Here is a 15,798-nt window from a genome sequence, read left to right on the forward strand (position 1 = left end):
CCTGTCCTGGTTTTAAGGTATTCATAATGTGTTCTAAATCAACTTTGATGTACTGAGACTGTTTTTTTACTGTCCCATTTCGAAAGTATTCAGGAAAATCATTTTTGATATACACCATATTATTTAATTTCAGCCGCGATATATAATATACCCCGCGTTGGTCCATTTGATCTAAATCGTCCAGTGAATAATAACCCAAATCTCGAATACAGAGGTCGCCAGGTCGTAATGTCGCTAAACATTCTGTTCCAAAGGTTTTATCATTATTCTTCCCTGGTTCAACTTGAAAATTTAAAAACTGCCCACTATGTAAATCATATTCCAATTGAATCTTTATACCTGCTGTTTGTGCACAACCCCCCGAACCGGGATACACACTAGCTAAGTGTTTTGGTACTTGAAAAATCGTTGCATCTAAAATGCGAATTCGTTGAAAATGGGTTAGTGAAGAGCTTGGAATCAATGAAGTTTCATAAACTTTATTTTTTAATAATGCAGAGAAAACATGTTTTAAAAAGCAAACAGCTTTATTATTGAAGCGTTTATTTAGTCCTTCTGGACTAATAAGAGTTCCTGTAGCTGCATGTAGTTGACTACACAGTCTAACTAAAGAATCACTCGCTATCCGTTGACTCACCCAAACACAGATAGTGGCTAAGTCATGCCCTGAAAACTTACGCTTTCTTTGAACAAAATCTAATTCTCTAGCAAGCTCCTCTAAGAATGAAGGAGTAAAATATTGATATAATTCCTCAGCAAATAGTTGGAGTTCATCTTGAATCGAAAGATTCATAAAAAATGCCATCCTTTCTGTATATTTCTACAAAAAGAATAGTGATTTTTTTGCTATATGGATACAAATTTATTTTAATTTGATGGTGATGGATGGTGACCACTATTAAAAAGATACTAACATGCTTTATAAAATATAAGCATTTAAGAATCAAATTTTTAATTTGAATTACGCCCTTTTCCCTTAAGGGTCTTTACTATATTAATAAAGAAGACTAGTCCCACGGTAAAGAATGTAAGTGGATGTAGCCATGTTCTAAAATTAACCAAAGTTACAATAATCATTATTATAGAAGCTATAAAGCCTATAATATCAATGCTAAAAGATAGTTTCCCTTTTGTTGTTTTCATTTATAACATTTCCTCTCCAGATACAACTTTAATTTTAAATTCCCTATATAATAATAACACGTGCTTGGATTTTTAACTATTTTTTACATTAAATTACTTTCGTTGGTTCTGGTGCAAGAAATACTGTCATTTTGTACACTGGGGTATCTACCACATCGCCATCAAGCGGAAATTTTATAGTACCCCCAGAACGAAATTTTGTGCTAACTTGTAACAAAAAAAACTCATTTTTTCGTTTTGGGGTAATTCTAAATTCTTAAGTTGATGGGCATGGGGTGTAAAGTAAGTTGACAAAAGTTAAGGTTAGTTTACGACCCATTGCAAGTAAGTTCAATTTACCTACTGTTTTGAAAACAACTATACTACCAGGTGACTCAATTGAAAGGTTATTCATTGCCACCCAGGTAGGAGAAATCTTTTACATAGGAGACGGAGTTATAAGGACTTTTTTAGATATTCGCCCGCGAATTATCAAATTAGGCACGTTTGAAGAAGGTGTCTCTAGTAGCGGTTATGATGAACGCGGATTGCTAGGACTAGCGTTTCATCCACAATTTTATCAAAACGGTTTATTTTACCTTCATTATTCAGTAGCTGGCACTCAAGGTCCGGGTGCCTTTTCTGAACCTTTTAAACCTAATCCGTGTGATCCGAAAACTTTAAACTTAAAGTGGGTAAATAGAGATACTCAATATGATCATATTGATACGGTTGAGGAATGGATTTTACAATCACATAGTCAACCTCAAAAACGACGGACATTACTTAACATAAGAAGGCCCTTTTTTAATCATAACGGAGTCAATAGTTTAAACTTTTCACCTGAGAGTGGAAAACTTGTTTTTACAAATGGAGATGGTGGATCGGGTTATGATCCATTTAATTTAAGCCAGGATGATTTAGAAATAGCGGGTAAAATAATTGAAATTGATGTAAGTAAAAATACATTCATAAATAACCCTCCAGTAGTTACACGCTTTAATGAGTTTCCTTTATCTATACAAGAAACACTTACAGTAATTGCGAAAGGAGTTCGGAATATAACAGGTATTTCATTTCAAAGGTTTTATAATCAGTATATCAAATATGCTGGAAATGTCGGGCAGGATATTGTAGAGTCTATTTTTTCGTTTGTTCATTATAAACCCATACCGGTTACCGAACTTGTTCAAACGCATTTAATGAGATCCACTCCTAATCAAGATGGATTTATTAATTTTGGTTGGCGAGGATGGGAAGGAGAATTTCCTACTTCTTTTATAAGGCACTGTTCTGAGAATCCTACTTTGGATGAGAGAACAATGGCTTATTATAATGAAACAATAGAAACATCAGTGAGGCGCATACAGCCCCTAATTAGTTATTTTCATAAAGATTCCAGAGCAGATAAGTTTGGAGGAACCTCACTTACAGGAGTACAACCATATATGGGAACTACAATTCCTAGTTTAACTGGTAGTATCGTGTTTACTGATCTTGCTAAGAAAGAAGAATTTCAATCTCCAGTAAAGGGAGTGTTAGCTTTTACTAGAACAGCTCTAGACGGGAAACGTAATGATTTTCATGTTATTGAAACCAATTATGATTTTGGTGCTCAAGCAGCTTATTATATGAGCTTGGGAACAAACGGAGATCAAACTAGATTATATTTAGGGGTTTATGGATCTATGAAAGTAACGGATTTTAACAAAGGTATTATTTTTGAAATTGTTCCATGATACGGTATAAACTCTTAGTCTAAAAATATATGGAATTCATACTTTTTCAAACGCACGACTTAGCGCCTCTTAAAAAACCTTCTATGGATAAACATCTATTGTATAGTGATTCCTAACAAGCAGAAAGTAAAACATAACCAATAAGTATTTGAATAAAAATAGAAAGTGGTGAATTAAGTCTCTTTAGGGGGGAATTTGATGAATCGCTTTAGAAGCTATTGGTATCAATGGATGATAGAGCAGGATGCGAATTTTGTTCATAAAAGAAAGGTGACGCCTGCAAGTAGGTTAGTCATTACAGCATTACTCGGTTCATTTGCTGCTATTTTTCAATCTGCGGGGAACTTAATCCCTGGAATAGGGTTATTTATTAGTCCTTTCGCGACGCTACCGATTTTTCTAGCTATTTGTTATTCTATTCGTGAGGGAGTACTTTCTTATATTCTTACTATTTTCCTATTATTCATTATTGAGCCAAGTGAACTAATTGTCTTTCCCTTTACTACAGGCTTATTAGGTATAGCGTTAGGAGTATCCTTTTTACAATTCAAGAGGAGGATTTGGGTAATTTCCTTTTCAGCGATATGTTTACTTATAGGAATTATGATCATTCTCGATATCTTCCGTTTTCCTGTACTTGGTCCTACTATTCATACGACTATGGATATAAAAGTTATTACATTAATATTTATACTGAGTTTTTTATACTGCTGGATCTATGCAGAGCTGTGTAGAATAATAATGAATAGAGTATATAAAGTATGGTCTTAACAATTGTATAAAATCTTTTTGAACGAATACACTTTCTCATATATTTTCAAAGATTGGAGATGTAAGCCATGTATAACGTTGAAATTAGAAGGCCGAATTCGGATGATATAGATGAACTATACTTGTTTTTCCGTATAGTTATTACGAATACATATAAAAATGAAGGGTTATCCCAATTATTAGATGACATAGAAAATGAACTTAACACGAAAAAGCAATATTTGAAAAATGATTTTGATAGTAATGGAGAAAGTCGTTACTTTTTATTAGCAATAGATACAAGTAACGATAAAATCATTGGAACGATTGAAATCGGTCCAGCAAGTACATTGATTAATAGTTGTACAGACGGTGCACTTAAGGATTTGTATGAAATAGGAACTGTATTTATACTTCCGGAGTATCAAAGAAAAGGTATAGGGAGTTTACTACTAAATACAATGTATCTTACATTACTTAGCAGAGGAATAACCGAATGCTGTTTAGATAGCGGATACAAAAAAGCACAAAGTATATGGACAAAAAAGTTTGGAAAACCTAGTTATATGCTGAAGGATTATTGGGGCGAATCAAACGATCATATGATTTGGAGAAAAAGTTTACATGATATACCTATAATATTTGAATTATAAAATGAAATATCTCTCTTAACATAGCTTTTCTTACATACTTATGCTATTATTTATCTTTATAATAAAAGAGGACGTGAATGAACTTGATTAAAATTAATATTCCTGAAGCTGATGTTTCAATTACTGAACGTAACCAAGTTATTAAAGGAGACGAGCCATTAATTACTCCAATTAACGGTTTTATCGATTTCCACTTGTTCCCTAGAGATAAAGGCGGCATTTTTATGTTTTACAATATTAATGACGAACTTCTTTTCGTAGGTAAAGCTCGTAAAATTAGACAACGTATTAAAAAGCATTTTGAAGATAATGTTTCACCAATCAAAAATAATCGTGATGAAGTATACCGTATCGATGCATGTATCGTAGAAGATCCAACTGAAAGAGAAATTTACGAAACATACATCATTAATAAGTACAAAGCGAAATATAACGTTGATAAAGTGTTTTATAAATAAGTAAAAAAACAATCCTAGCACATATACTAGGATTGTTTTTTTGTGTTTCATTCTTCATTTTTTTCTCCTTTTTTAAAATAATTAGCAGCAATTAAACAGAAAAGCCCTATAAATAAAATTATAATTCCAAGCGTTTTATGCTTTCCTTCAAAAAAAGGAATATCTGAAATAACATTTGTCATACATAACCCTATAAACACAAGGATAGGTCCTGCCCACAGTAATACATTGCCGAATTTCGTATGTTGCCACATAGTAACCCTCCTCACTCCTTTTTACATATATATCCATGAAATAAAAGTAAATTCATAGAGAAAAATAGTTTTTTTCATATCGAAAATTGAACCTTCATATATTGGTACAAGCAAACGAGAAAGGGGACCATCATGAATTGGTTAGAAGCTTTTATATTAGGGATAATACAAGGTTTAACAGAGTTTTTGCCGATTAGTAGTACAGGACATCTTTATTTAGGAAGGCATTTGTTTCAATTAGATGAAGCTGGATTATTTTTAGATACGATGCTGCATATCGGGACTTTGCTTGCAGTGTTTATTTATTACAAAAAAGAATTTATATACTTAATTAAAAATCCATTTTCAAAACTAATGTTATTACTTATTGTTGGGACCATACCTGCAGTTGTAATCGGATTGTTATTTAAAGACTTCTTTGAAGATATTTCAAAAACAGGTATTACGATTGGATGGGAGTTTTTAGTGACAGGTTTCTTTCTCTACATGGCCGATAAACAAAAAAACGGTCGTAAAAAAATGGATGACATTACATATAAAGATGCATTTATTATCGGTTCATTTCAAGCGGCTGCTATTTTCCCAGCAATTTCTCGCTCTGGTATGACAATCGTCGCTGCTTTATGGAGAAAACTAGACCGTGAAACAGCAGCATATTTTTCGTTTTTATTATCTACGCCAGCAATAGTCGGAGCAATCATCTTGCAATTTGCAGATGTTTATCAAGTGAAAGCAGAATCTATTTCTAGTACATCTTTAATTGTCGGCACGTTATCAGCAGCGTTTTTTGGTTACATAGCTGTTTCATGGATGATTCAATATTTAAAACGTCACTCCTTAAAAGTATTCGCGTATTACGTATGGGGATTAGGTATTTTAATTTTAACGTTGCAATTTACTCATGTGTTTTAATTTAGTAATTCTTCGTTTAGATCCTGTTTCATTCATACAAGGCAGGATCTTTTTTCATTAAGGGGGAAAATATGTTTAATAAGGCTATCGTTATTGGCGGAAGTATAGCAGGAAAACTCGCAGCAAAAGCATTATCAACTTCTTTTAAAGAAGTAATCATTATAGAAGTCGGCGAAAGATGGGATGGAAAAGCTTTGAGAAAAAGAGTTTCACAAAGTAATCATCCTCATGTGTTATTAAAAGGTGGAGAAAATGCAATCGAGGAATTGTTTCCTACTATTACTAATGAATTAATAGAAGCAGGCAGCATCGTAAATAACTTTACTCGTGATATAAAATGGCATCAATTTGGTTTATGGAAACAACCATTCATAGGAGAAGTGCATATGATTCAACAAAGTAGGCTTTTGCTTGAATGGCATATCCAAAAAAGAATGGATCAAATTTCAAATGTAATCATTAAATTTGGAACATTGGTTGAAGGGTTATTAGTAGATGTAAAGCTTAACAAAGTATGTGGAGTAAAAGCTAAGTGTTTAGAGACTGGCATGCAAGAAGAAATTCAAGCAGATATTGTTGTTGATGCGAGTGGATTCGGTTCAAAAAGTATAGCATGGTTACGTGAATACAATATCGAAGTGAAAGAAGAGAAAGTGCGTATCGATTTATTCTACGCAACTAAAATGTTTAAACTCAAAGAAAATGAGAAATTAGACTGCTGTAATATGCTAATGTCTCCAAGTTTCCCTGACAATCCGTATGGTGTTCTTATTCAAACGATTGAGGATAATCGTTATTTTGTTACTTTCAGCGGATACGCAAATGAGAAAGCACCACAAACAGATGATGAGTTTTATGATTTCGCTGAAAATCTATCAATCCCTAATGTGACAGATTTTCTAAACAAAGCTGAGGGAATTACTGATATAAAGACATACAAAATTCCTTATCAAGTACGTCGGCGATTTGATTTAATTAATCATTTACCAGAAGGGTTGTTAGTAGTCGGTGATGCACAATGTCGTTTTGATCCAGTTTTCGGTCAGGGAGTTTCAGTTGCGGCTATGGAAGCTTACCAGTTGCAGTTGCTTTTACAACGGAGACAAAAGCTTGATAATGCATTTACACAGCAGTTTTATAAAGAAACTGCTAACATAATACAAACCCCTTGGGAAATGACTACAACGGAAATATCACGTCATCCTCAGTTAAAAAGAGAATTAACGATAAAGCAAAAATTTCAGCAATGGTATACAAAACAAATATATCAACTTTCTGCAAGTGACTCTGAAGTTTATATTCGATTAGTAAGAGTGATGAATTTAATTCGTAGTCCATTTCACCTATTTCATCCGAAAGTGCTGCTCGCTGTATTACTGATGCGAAAGAAATAGCAGGAAAATTATCGGTTAAAAAAGAATGTATAACAGTTAGTAAATCAAGAAGGGGTAAACGGGATGAAAATATACATAGAACAATTAAAGAATCAAGACGCTGAAGATTTATTTAACTTTGAACTAACGAACAAATCATTTTTTGAAACAATGGTACCAAGTCGTGGCTCTAATTATTACGTGTATGAATACTTTCAAAAGCAACTTGACGAACTATTAAAAGAACAAACTGAGGGGATTTCTTATTTTCATCTCATACGTAATACAGAAAAAGAAATTGTAGGACGTATCAATTTAGTTGATGTAGATAAGGAAAAACGAATTGGGTCGTTAGGCTACCGAGTTGGAGAGAAGTTTACTAAAAAAGGAGTTGCAGCAGCATCTGTAAAATTGATTTTGGCTCAAGCAAGAGTCTATGAAATTAATGAGATACATGCTATGACAACAACAAATAACATAGCTTCACAAATTGTATTAGAAAAGAACGGATTTTCTCGTGAAAAGGAAGCGGAGACAACTACTGTAGATTTAAACGGGGAAAACGTAAATTTCGTACATTATATTTGGAGGATCGCTAAGGGTTAAAGATAATAGGGAGGGACATGTACATGAAGGATTTACGTTATCCAATAGGTCAATTTACTTATGTAGGAACTATTACAGAAGAAATAATTGATAAATGGATTCAAGAAATTGAGGATTTACCTAATGAACTAGCAAGAGCGATAAAAAATTTAGATCAGAAGCAGTTAGATACACCGTATCGCGTCGGTGGATGGACTGTTCGTCAAGTTGTTCATCATGTTGTTGATAGTCATATGAATAGCTATATACGCTTTAAATTAGCACTGACAGAAAAGAATCCAACTATTAAACCGTACAAAGAAGAAAAATGGGCAGAGCTACCTGACTCAAAATTACCAGTAGATGTTTCACTTGTAATGCTAGATTCATTACATAAAAGATGGGTTAACTTATTATATTCTTTAGAACCAGCAGATTTAGAAAAGACATTTAATCATCCTGAATCAGGAGAAACAAAACTTGCTGCTGCAATTGGACTATATGCATGGCACGGTCGTCATCATACAGCTCATATTACTTCTTTAAGAGAGCGTTTAAATTGGTAACATTAGAGAAGGCGACAGAAATTGATGCAGAGATTATATTTCAAATGCAAGTAGAATCATTTAGTTCATTATTAGAAAAGTATAAGGACTATGAAACAAGTCCGGCAAATGAACTTATTGAAAAAACAATTTCAAGAATAAATAATCTGGACGGTGGATTTTATAAAATTTTCGTAAACACGAATCTTGTCGGAGCGATATGTATATCACGTAAAGAAGGGGCATCTAAATTTTGGATCAGCCCGATGTTTATTATTCCAAACTATCAAGGGAACGGAATTGCTCAAAAAGTATTAATTTTAATCGAGGAGATGTTTCCGGAAATAACGACTTGGGAGCTTGCTACAATTTTAGGGGAAGAGCGAAATTGTTTTCTATACGAAAAGATGGGATATATAAGAACGGAATTTAAAAAGAAATTAAATGATAAAGCAACTTTAATTTATTATAAAAAAGAAAGGTAAAGCACATTTTAAATGCTTTACCTTTTTATGTTATCTAAGATTAAATATACAAAATTAATGTATATTCTTCCAAAAAAATCGGGTTAGTAATTTTGAATTCGAATAAATATACAAAAATGAACTATTTCGTCGTATATGTTACTAACGCTTTTTGAATGCTTAAAATACTATCGTCACCTTTAAATTCTTTCGTAATTGGATCATCCATACTAGATACCCAAATTTTAAGCTCTGCATCTAAATCAAAATGCCCAGCTGTTTCAATGCTAAATTGTGTAATGCTTTTATAAGGAATAGAATGATACTCTGTTTTTTTACCTGATATTCCTTGTTTATCTACTAAAATAAGACGACGATTTGTAAATACGATTAAATCACGAATTAATTTATAAGCATGCTCAACTTTTTCATCATCTAGCATAATCTTTTCTAAATCACGTTCAACGCTTTCTGTACTCGCACTTGATGCATTTCCTAAAATACCACTAAATAAACCCATATGAAATTCCTCCTTTATAATATGTGGAATGAGTTTCTTATATTGTACCATGCGAATGACTAATAGATTATGACATTGCTTCAATAGTTTTTTGTTATTATTGCAACCAATTTATATAACCTCATCCTAAAATCTTGTGCTAACATATAATTAAGAAAACAGAAGCAGAGGGATATAGCATGAAAAATATCGGTTTAGTATTAGAAGGCGGCGGAATGAAAGGGTTATATACTGCAGGAGTACTCGAATACTTTATGGAAAGGGACTTATTCTTTCCGTATGTAGTCGGTGTATCCGCTGGAGCGTGTATGGGAGCAACATATTTGTCGCGTCAAAAAGGAAGAAATAAGAAAGTAAATACAGAGCTAGTAGCAGATCACAGGTATATATCTTATCGAAACTTAATTCAAAAACGTGAATTATTTGGAATGGATTTTTTATTTGATGAAGTACCAAACAAAATTGTACCGTTTGATTTTCAAACTTTCCTAAATTCAAATGAACAGTTTGTAATCGGAACGACTGATTGCGAATCAGGACAGGCAGTTTATTATAATAAAACAGAACATGGAAATGATATTTTAAAAATTATTCGTGCATCAAGCTCTGTGCCGTTTATAGCACCTGCTGTAGAATATGATAATCGAAAATTGTTAGATGGAGGGATTATAGATCCTATTCCAGTTTTTAAAGCGCAAAATGATGGTTATTTAAAAAACGTTGTTATAATGACAAAGCCAGAAGGATACGAGAAGCAGCGTAATAAATTTTCTGGACTAGCTAAAATTTTATATAGAAGATATCCAAAAATCGCAGAGCATTTAGTAGAACATTATCGTTTTTATAATGAAACTGTATCTTATATGAATCACAACGAACAAAAAGATAATTTTTATGTAATTCAGCCAAGCGCACAGCTTCCTATAAGCGGAATAGAAAGAAATAAAGAAAAGCTCGTTAATTTATATAATCTTGGCTATAAAGATGCTCATAATCATTATGAAAATTTATTGAATTGGATGGAGAAATAAAGGAGTGGAACGTTGGTATTAGGAAAAGAAGTTATTTTTAATGAATTGCAAAAATACATAGTCCTCTATATAAACCATTTCCGAATTGTGACATTCTAAAAGTACGGAAAGATTATAAAAATATATTTACAGAAGATGATTGCATAAGTTCTGATTTAAATTATTATTGGATGCATACAGCAGCAACTTTAAATTCTGTACTAAATAAAAAAGAAAAGAATATTTCGTTTCAGCAAATACAGTGGCTAAGAAAATCGTTTTTTGAATGGTTTCCACAATATCGTTTTCTAGAAACAGAAATTGTGAAGTATCCTATTTTGCATAGAGATTTTATGAATTATGAGAAGTCCCGGAAACTATTACTTTACTATCTTACTGAATAAAGACGAAGACGCACAGGTTAAATATAGCTTGTGCGTTTTTTTAGTTCATAAAATATACAATATTATCAACTTGTTTATATAGGAATTCTAATGAGAAGAAAGAAGTACATATAGAATGATATAAGGGAGAGAGAATAAGTTTAGTAGCCGTTTTCCTTTAAGTTATTGTCCAACTTGAATATAGTTATTTATGTTAAAATATTTCGAGTAAAATCAAGTTCTTAACGATTTTATCAAACATTAAACAAAATAAATTAGAAACGCAGAAGGGACAGCACTAACATGGAAAACGTGTCAAAGATAGATAAATTGGAATCAATAAAATCTTTACAATCGACAATTCGTAAACTTGAAAATGCTTTTTCACAGATGACTCAAAAAGGAGCAAATACTACCTTAGTAAAAAAAAGGCTTAAAGCCGTTTGCATAGGGCTAGCAGTGTTAGAGAACGTGTGGAATCAAGAAAGTCATCGGTATAGCCAAGAAGAGTTAGCAGAAGCTCGTAATGTCCTTGCTGGTTTGCTCCCATCAATTGAGAGAGCCTATGATAAGTCTAAAGATGGTAGTCCTCAAAGAACGCTTTTAACAAGACGGATAAAAGCGTTGGAGCTTTCTATTCAGGCAATTGATAAACTTTCTAATAAATAACTCATCTAAATACACAACATCCTAATCTTAAATTTTATAAAAGCAATCTAGTGAAAAGAAATACAAAGGAGGAAGATGGATGACTTCAATAATTAGTCCAAAGTTAGAGGAACTTAATAATCAATTGAAAAACGGAAACGAGAAAGCTTTTTATACTTTTTTGCATGAAATAAAGTCAAATAATACGCCATTAATAGAACAGTGTCCAGTAGATAATCGGTATAAGCTTATAACGTATATATGGTTAGGGGACCGAAAAACTGAAAACGTTTATGTATTCGGTAGTTTTCCTGGTTGGGATCTGTCTGTAAATCAATTGCAACGGTTGTTACATACAGATATTTGGTATCGAACGTTTAGAACGGATAAGCGTTTTATTTCAACTTACTATTTTTCAGTAAATGATTTTTTCGAAAATGATTGGATAAAGCGTAGTGAGCAGTACCGACTAGACCGATTTAATGGAAATGTATTTGGAGAAGATGCCAATAAAGCATCCGTGTTAGAAATAGATATGAAAGTGCCGTATGATAGTCGATTTCCTTCTAATCATTATCCATCTGGAGAAATTGAAACATATTCTTTCTATAGTTCAACTTTAAATAATACACGTAAGATTCATATTTATACTCCTCATAATTATTCTCAAACTTCACACCTTCATGAACTTCTCATTGTATTTGATGGGAATTCTTTTATTAAAGACCTTTCAATCACAAGAACACTCAATTATTTAATTTATAAAAAAGAAATTCCGTCTTGTATAGCTGTTGCTATAGATCCTGTTGATCGGCTAGAAGAGCTAACCTATAACGATAAAATGAATACATTTTTAACGGAGGAATTACTTCCGTGGATTCAAGCTAAGTATCACGTATATCAAGAAGAGAGGAATACAACAATTGCCGGTTTCAGTCTCGGTGGCTTAGCAGCTTTTTATGCAGCTCTTCAAAATCCACATATTTTCGGGAATGTGTTGTCAATGTCTGGATCCGTACATTGGAAAAAGAATGGCTTTGAAAATAAAATTCCGTGGATTGAAAATCAAATTACATCTGTAAATCCCAATACGTCTCAACCTCATTTTTATTTGGCAGCAGGACAACTTGAAAATGAACCTCTTTTAACGGCTAATAAGCGCTTATATAGAGCTTTAAAAGATAAGGGATACCAAATGACTTATGAAGAGTTTCAAGGCGGTCATGACAGTGTTTGGTGGCGAGAAAAGTTATTTGATGGATTGAGAGCATTAAAACATACAAAAACCACACTATAAAATAAAAAGGAGAGAGAATCTATGAATCAAGATGAGCTAGATAAAAAACTTAAAAAACAAGAAATTTTAGTTAAAGATGAAAAAGTTTGGTCGTTCACGTATGAGGATCATATTAGTTCTATCGTTAAACAGGCAGAAAAGACAGGAGCGTTTAATGATTTACCTGGGAAAGGGAAACCTCTTAATCTTGATAAAGATCTTTCGTATAATCCTGACAAGCAACTTTATAGAACTTTGAAAAATAATCATGTTTTGCCTAGGTGGATTGAACTTTCAAAGGAAATAGATCATCTAAAAGAAAATTTAAAAGAACTAACGGATAATGCAGAAGCAGCTATGTTAATTACAACTATTAATAAAAAGGTCTCAGAACATAATTTACTTTGTCCGCCAAGTGCGCAAAAAATGAGGGTTAAAACGGATTTTTAGCTTTTTTTAATGAAACCATCTTTTGCAATATAATTGAGGTAGGCATTTATTATTTATCTTTAAAGGGAGGCAGAAGAAATGAAGAATACGTATCAGCTTCAATTACCGAAAGAACTAGAGCAGTATCGAAGTATTTTAGAAGAAAGTGTGAAACCGTATATTAAAGTGTCTGGAACGCAAGCAGAAACAACTCTTTTTGAAAGTAAGTTTGGTGGCTATCCGTATATACCTATAAATCAAGAGCATCCTAAAGACTCGAACGGACAACCTATGATGCTACTTGCGCAGTTAAACTTTGAAGAAATGCCGCATATTGACACTATGCCTCAAAAGGGACTATTACAATTTTTCGTAAGTGCTGATGATGAACTTTTTGGAATAGATTTTGACCATCCAACTAGCCAAAAAGACTTTCGAATTATTTATCATTCTACAATAACGGAAGATTTAACTAAGGTTATTACTGATTTTAGTTATTTAAACACTTTAGATTTAGAGCATTTTATCATACCTGAAGCAGCTAAACTAAAGTTTGAATTGGATTATCAACCAGTAACATCAAGAGATTATCGATTTGAAAAAATTTTCAAGGAAAACATTGATTGGGAAGAAATTGTTGATGAAGAAAATAAAACAAAATTAGGCGAACTGTATGATGATCTATACGAAGATCAAGGGCATAAAATTGGCGGTTATCCATTTTTCACACAGACAGATCCGAGGGAATGGGAAGAAAAATACCAACAACACGATATATTATTGTTACAAATCGATACAGATGATTCATTAAATATTATGTGGGGAGATTCTGGTGTTGCTAATTTCTTTACACGTAAGGAAGATTTATTAAACCTAGATTTTTCCAATGTTATTTACAATTGGGATTGTTACTAAAAATAGATAAATGGATTACTAGCTAGCAAAAGAAATCTTCCTGAAGGTGAGGAGGATTTTTTCACGTTAAAAATAAACGTTATGTTAACTAGAATGAAGAATCCAATGAAAGTCAAGCGTAAATAAAAGAAATAACAATAAAAATATAAAATAATGAAACATATATAATTAGCAATAAATCTATAAAGCAAAACATAAAATAAAATTTATCATTTGTATAGAAAAATTTATTTCGCATAAAAAAATTCCGTGCTAATCAAAATTATTTTTGGCTCGTTAAACGATAATCAATAGATTAAGATTTGCTGTGATTAATTTATAGCAAAATAAACGATAAAAACTGTAGAAATTCATTTAGATAAGATTTTATGTGAATCTCATTAAAAATACCCGTTTCGTCTCATTAAGTATAGTTTACTTGGTTTTTGATACAGGTAAACACTTACTCTATACAACTTCGTATAATATATATTATGTTAACTAGAAAAAAGTGATAAACTTATTATATGTTAGTTTCGGTTGTTACACTTCCCTTTTCTTTGGATTCATTCTGTGTGATGGATTGTGTGGTTATTTGTTTTTGTTGTTGTTTTATAAGTTGTTGATGATAATGTCTCCAGATATAAATTATATTTAAGACAATAAAAAATACAATCCGTTTTAAATGAACGCATTAAACGAATTGTATGGATATGATTAATAACAAGTTTTTAAAATTAGTTTGCTACAGCAATTGCTTCGATTTCAATTAATAAGTTATCGTTAATTAACTTTCTAACTTCTACAGCTGAACTTGCTGGTGGATTCTTAGTATCAATGTATTGATCTCGAACATCTCTGACAATGGCCATTTGAGAAATATCTGTTAAGAAAAATGTTAATTTTACTACATCATTAAATTTTAATTCCGAAGTTTCTAATGCGCTTTTAATATTTTCGAATACTTGTCGCGTTTGTATAGCTAAATCATCAATGCCAACTATTTGATCATCAGTATTGATCGCTACTTGTCCAGATATGTAAATGGTTCGTTTAGCGTTACTAACTTCGACTACATGTGAGTATCCAAAAGTTGCTGGCATTGTTTCTGGATTGATAAATTTCTTTTTCATGGCTCTTCTCTCCTTCAACATCGTATTTTCTGTATATTTATTTTTATTACTTGTTTATAAATGGTCAATTTTGTTATACTCACGTATTTTCCATTGTTCTTGATGATAATAAATGCTACTTATACAGGCCGTAAAAAGTTTTGTTTTTCCTGATCCAATTTCATTATTTGATATAAGAGCAAGAATTGTGTTTATAACGGCACTATGGGTAACTAAAATAACATTACTATCTGGGTATTTTTTCAGGATTATATTTAAACCGGTTATAATTCTTGCTTTTAGTAGTTCTCTTGGTTCTTGATTTTTATAATTACGTTTTGGAAACATTTTCGTCCGCTCTTCTGTCGTTAATCCTGAAGCCATGCCATAATCACGTTCTATAAAATTCTCCATTTCAATTATGTTTACTGATGTTAACATGTACGTATTTATGATTTCAGCTGTTTGCTTAGCTCTTGATAAAGGGCTAGAAATAATTACATCCCATTGTTTTTCACGCAAATACAAACCGCATCTTTCGGCTTGTTGTTTACCATTTTTATTTAGCTCAATATTCTCGTGGCCTTGGAGCTTTCCAATAGCATTCCATTCAGTTTCCCCGTGTCTAACTAAGCATAAAACAGTCATACATATATCCTCCTGCTACATAT

General features: G+C 32.2%; 20 protein-coding genes and 1 pseudogene. 15 read left to right on the top strand and 6 right to left on the bottom strand.

Annotated elements, in window-relative coordinates; genetic code table 11:
• The coding region (locus MR155_RS25115) for an IS4 family transposase (RefSeq protein ID WP_242311375.1) at nucleotides 1-793 on the bottom strand (793 nt) is incomplete at its 3' end.
• A gap of 158 nt (nucleotides 794-951) precedes the next feature.
• Nucleotides 952-1,143: a hypothetical protein gene (locus tag MR155_RS25120; protein WP_098516254.1), complete on the bottom strand. Its 192-nt coding sequence runs from the start codon at nucleotides 1,141-1,143 to the stop codon at nucleotides 952-954.
• A gap of 287 nt (nucleotides 1,144-1,430) precedes the next feature.
• On the opposite strand from MR155_RS25120, the gene MR155_RS25125 reads away from it, so the two are divergent.
• From MR155_RS25125 to MR155_RS25140, 4 genes are all read left to right on the top strand, one after another.
• Complete coding sequence (locus MR155_RS25125) at nucleotides 1,431-2,861, top strand: PQQ-dependent sugar dehydrogenase (protein WP_242311377.1); 1,431 nt, start codon at nucleotides 1,431-1,433, stop codon at nucleotides 2,859-2,861.
• Between the two features lie 198 nt (nucleotides 2,862-3,059).
• Nucleotides 3,060-3,632 (top strand): YybS family protein, encoded by a 573-nt coding sequence (locus MR155_RS25130; RefSeq protein ID WP_002013264.1) that lies wholly within the window; start codon nucleotides 3,060-3,062, stop codon nucleotides 3,630-3,632.
• Nucleotides 3,633-3,700: 68 nt separating this feature from the next.
• Nucleotides 3,701-4,264: a GNAT family N-acetyltransferase gene (locus MR155_RS25135; RefSeq protein WP_242311379.1), complete on the top strand. Its 564-nt coding sequence runs from the start codon at nucleotides 3,701-3,703 to the stop codon at nucleotides 4,262-4,264.
• Nucleotides 4,265-4,341: 77 nt separating this feature from the next.
• On the top strand, nucleotides 4,342-4,722 hold the full coding sequence (locus tag MR155_RS25140; RefSeq protein WP_002013261.1) for a nucleotide excision repair endonuclease: 381 nt from the start codon (nucleotides 4,342-4,344) through the stop codon (nucleotides 4,720-4,722).
• Nucleotides 4,723-4,769: 47 nt separating this feature from the next.
• Here the strand turns inward: MR155_RS25140 and MR155_RS25145 are convergent, their stop codons facing one another.
• Nucleotides 4,770-4,976, bottom strand: coding sequence for a hypothetical protein (locus tag MR155_RS25145; protein ID WP_242311380.1), 207 nt, complete (start codon nucleotides 4,974-4,976; stop codon nucleotides 4,770-4,772).
• A 132-nt stretch (nucleotides 4,977-5,108) separates the two neighbouring features.
• Here MR155_RS25145 and MR155_RS25150 point away from each other — a divergent pair, with 132 nt between their 5' ends.
• From MR155_RS25150 to MR155_RS25170, 5 genes are all read left to right on the top strand, one after another.
• Nucleotides 5,109-5,888: an undecaprenyl-diphosphate phosphatase gene (locus MR155_RS25150; protein ID WP_113936404.1), complete on the top strand. Its 780-nt coding sequence runs from the start codon at nucleotides 5,109-5,111 to the stop codon at nucleotides 5,886-5,888.
• Between the two features lie 71 nt (nucleotides 5,889-5,959).
• On the top strand, nucleotides 5,960-7,282 hold the full coding sequence (locus MR155_RS25155) for an NAD(P)-binding protein (protein WP_242311382.1): 1,323 nt from the start codon (nucleotides 5,960-5,962) through the stop codon (nucleotides 7,280-7,282).
• Nucleotides 7,283-7,345: 63 nt separating this feature from the next.
• Complete coding sequence (locus MR155_RS25160) at nucleotides 7,346-7,867, top strand: GNAT family N-acetyltransferase (RefSeq protein WP_242311383.1); 522 nt, start codon at nucleotides 7,346-7,348, stop codon at nucleotides 7,865-7,867.
• Between the two features lie 23 nt (nucleotides 7,868-7,890).
• Complete coding sequence (locus tag MR155_RS25165; RefSeq protein WP_219302409.1) at nucleotides 7,891-8,412, top strand: YfiT family bacillithiol transferase; 522 nt, start codon at nucleotides 7,891-7,893, stop codon at nucleotides 8,410-8,412.
• Nucleotides 8,352-8,876 carry a GNAT family N-acetyltransferase gene (locus tag MR155_RS25170; RefSeq protein WP_242311385.1) on the top strand — a complete coding sequence of 175 codons (525 nt, stop codon included), beginning with the start codon at nucleotides 8,352-8,354 and terminating at the stop codon, nucleotides 8,874-8,876. The genes MR155_RS25165 and MR155_RS25170 overlap by 61 nt, the downstream gene beginning before the upstream one ends.
• 121 nt (nucleotides 8,877-8,997) lie before the next feature.
• Here MR155_RS25170 and MR155_RS25175 read toward each other — a convergent pair whose 3' ends face one another.
• Nucleotides 8,998-9,375 carry a PH domain-containing protein gene (locus MR155_RS25175; protein ID WP_002065713.1) on the bottom strand — a complete coding sequence of 126 codons (378 nt, stop codon included), beginning with the start codon at nucleotides 9,373-9,375 and terminating at the stop codon, nucleotides 8,998-9,000.
• 179 nt (nucleotides 9,376-9,554) lie between these two features.
• On the opposite strand from MR155_RS25175, the gene MR155_RS25180 reads away from it, so the two are divergent.
• From MR155_RS25180 to MR155_RS25205, 6 genes and pseudogenes are all read left to right on the top strand, one after another.
• Nucleotides 9,555-10,406, top strand: a complete 852-nt coding sequence (locus MR155_RS25180; protein WP_242245601.1) for a patatin-like phospholipase family protein — start codon at nucleotides 9,555-9,557, stop codon at nucleotides 10,404-10,406.
• A 12-nt stretch (nucleotides 10,407-10,418) separates the two neighbouring features.
• Nucleotides 10,419-10,789: pseudogene (locus MR155_RS25185) on the top strand (YxiJ-like family protein).
• A 282-nt stretch (nucleotides 10,790-11,071) separates the two neighbouring features.
• Nucleotides 11,072-11,437, top strand: coding sequence for a hypothetical protein (locus MR155_RS25190; RefSeq protein ID WP_113936397.1), 366 nt, complete (start codon nucleotides 11,072-11,074; stop codon nucleotides 11,435-11,437).
• A 79-nt stretch (nucleotides 11,438-11,516) separates the two neighbouring features.
• Entirely contained in the window at nucleotides 11,517-12,713 is a 1,197-nt protein-coding gene (locus MR155_RS25195) for an alpha/beta hydrolase-fold protein (RefSeq protein ID WP_242311387.1), read from the top strand.
• A gap of 21 nt (nucleotides 12,714-12,734) precedes the next feature.
• Nucleotides 12,735-13,142 (top strand): DnaJ family domain-containing protein, encoded by a 408-nt coding sequence (locus MR155_RS25200; protein WP_113936396.1) that lies wholly within the window; start codon nucleotides 12,735-12,737, stop codon nucleotides 13,140-13,142.
• Nucleotides 13,143-13,220: 78 nt separating this feature from the next.
• Nucleotides 13,221-14,036 carry a YwqG family protein gene (locus tag MR155_RS25205; protein ID WP_242311389.1) on the top strand — a complete coding sequence of 272 codons (816 nt, stop codon included), beginning with the start codon at nucleotides 13,221-13,223 and terminating at the stop codon, nucleotides 14,034-14,036.
• 716 nt (nucleotides 14,037-14,752) lie between these two features.
• On the opposite strand, the gene MR155_RS25210 is transcribed toward MR155_RS25205, so the two are convergent.
• Together MR155_RS25210 and MR155_RS25215 are read right to left on the bottom strand one after the other, a co-directional pair.
• Nucleotides 14,753-15,148, bottom strand: coding sequence for a RidA family protein (locus MR155_RS25210; protein ID WP_242311391.1), 396 nt, complete (start codon nucleotides 15,146-15,148; stop codon nucleotides 14,753-14,755).
• A 54-nt stretch (nucleotides 15,149-15,202) separates the two neighbouring features.
• Entirely contained in the window at nucleotides 15,203-15,775 is a 573-nt protein-coding gene (locus MR155_RS25215; protein WP_242311393.1) for a histidine phosphatase family protein, read from the bottom strand.
• Nucleotides 15,776-15,798: the final 23 nt, after the last annotated feature.

Source organism: Bacillus cereus group sp. BfR-BA-01331 (assembly GCF_022663915.1).
Taxonomy (GTDB): Bacteria; Bacillota; Bacilli; order Bacillales; family Bacillaceae_G; genus Bacillus_A; species Bacillus_A mycoides.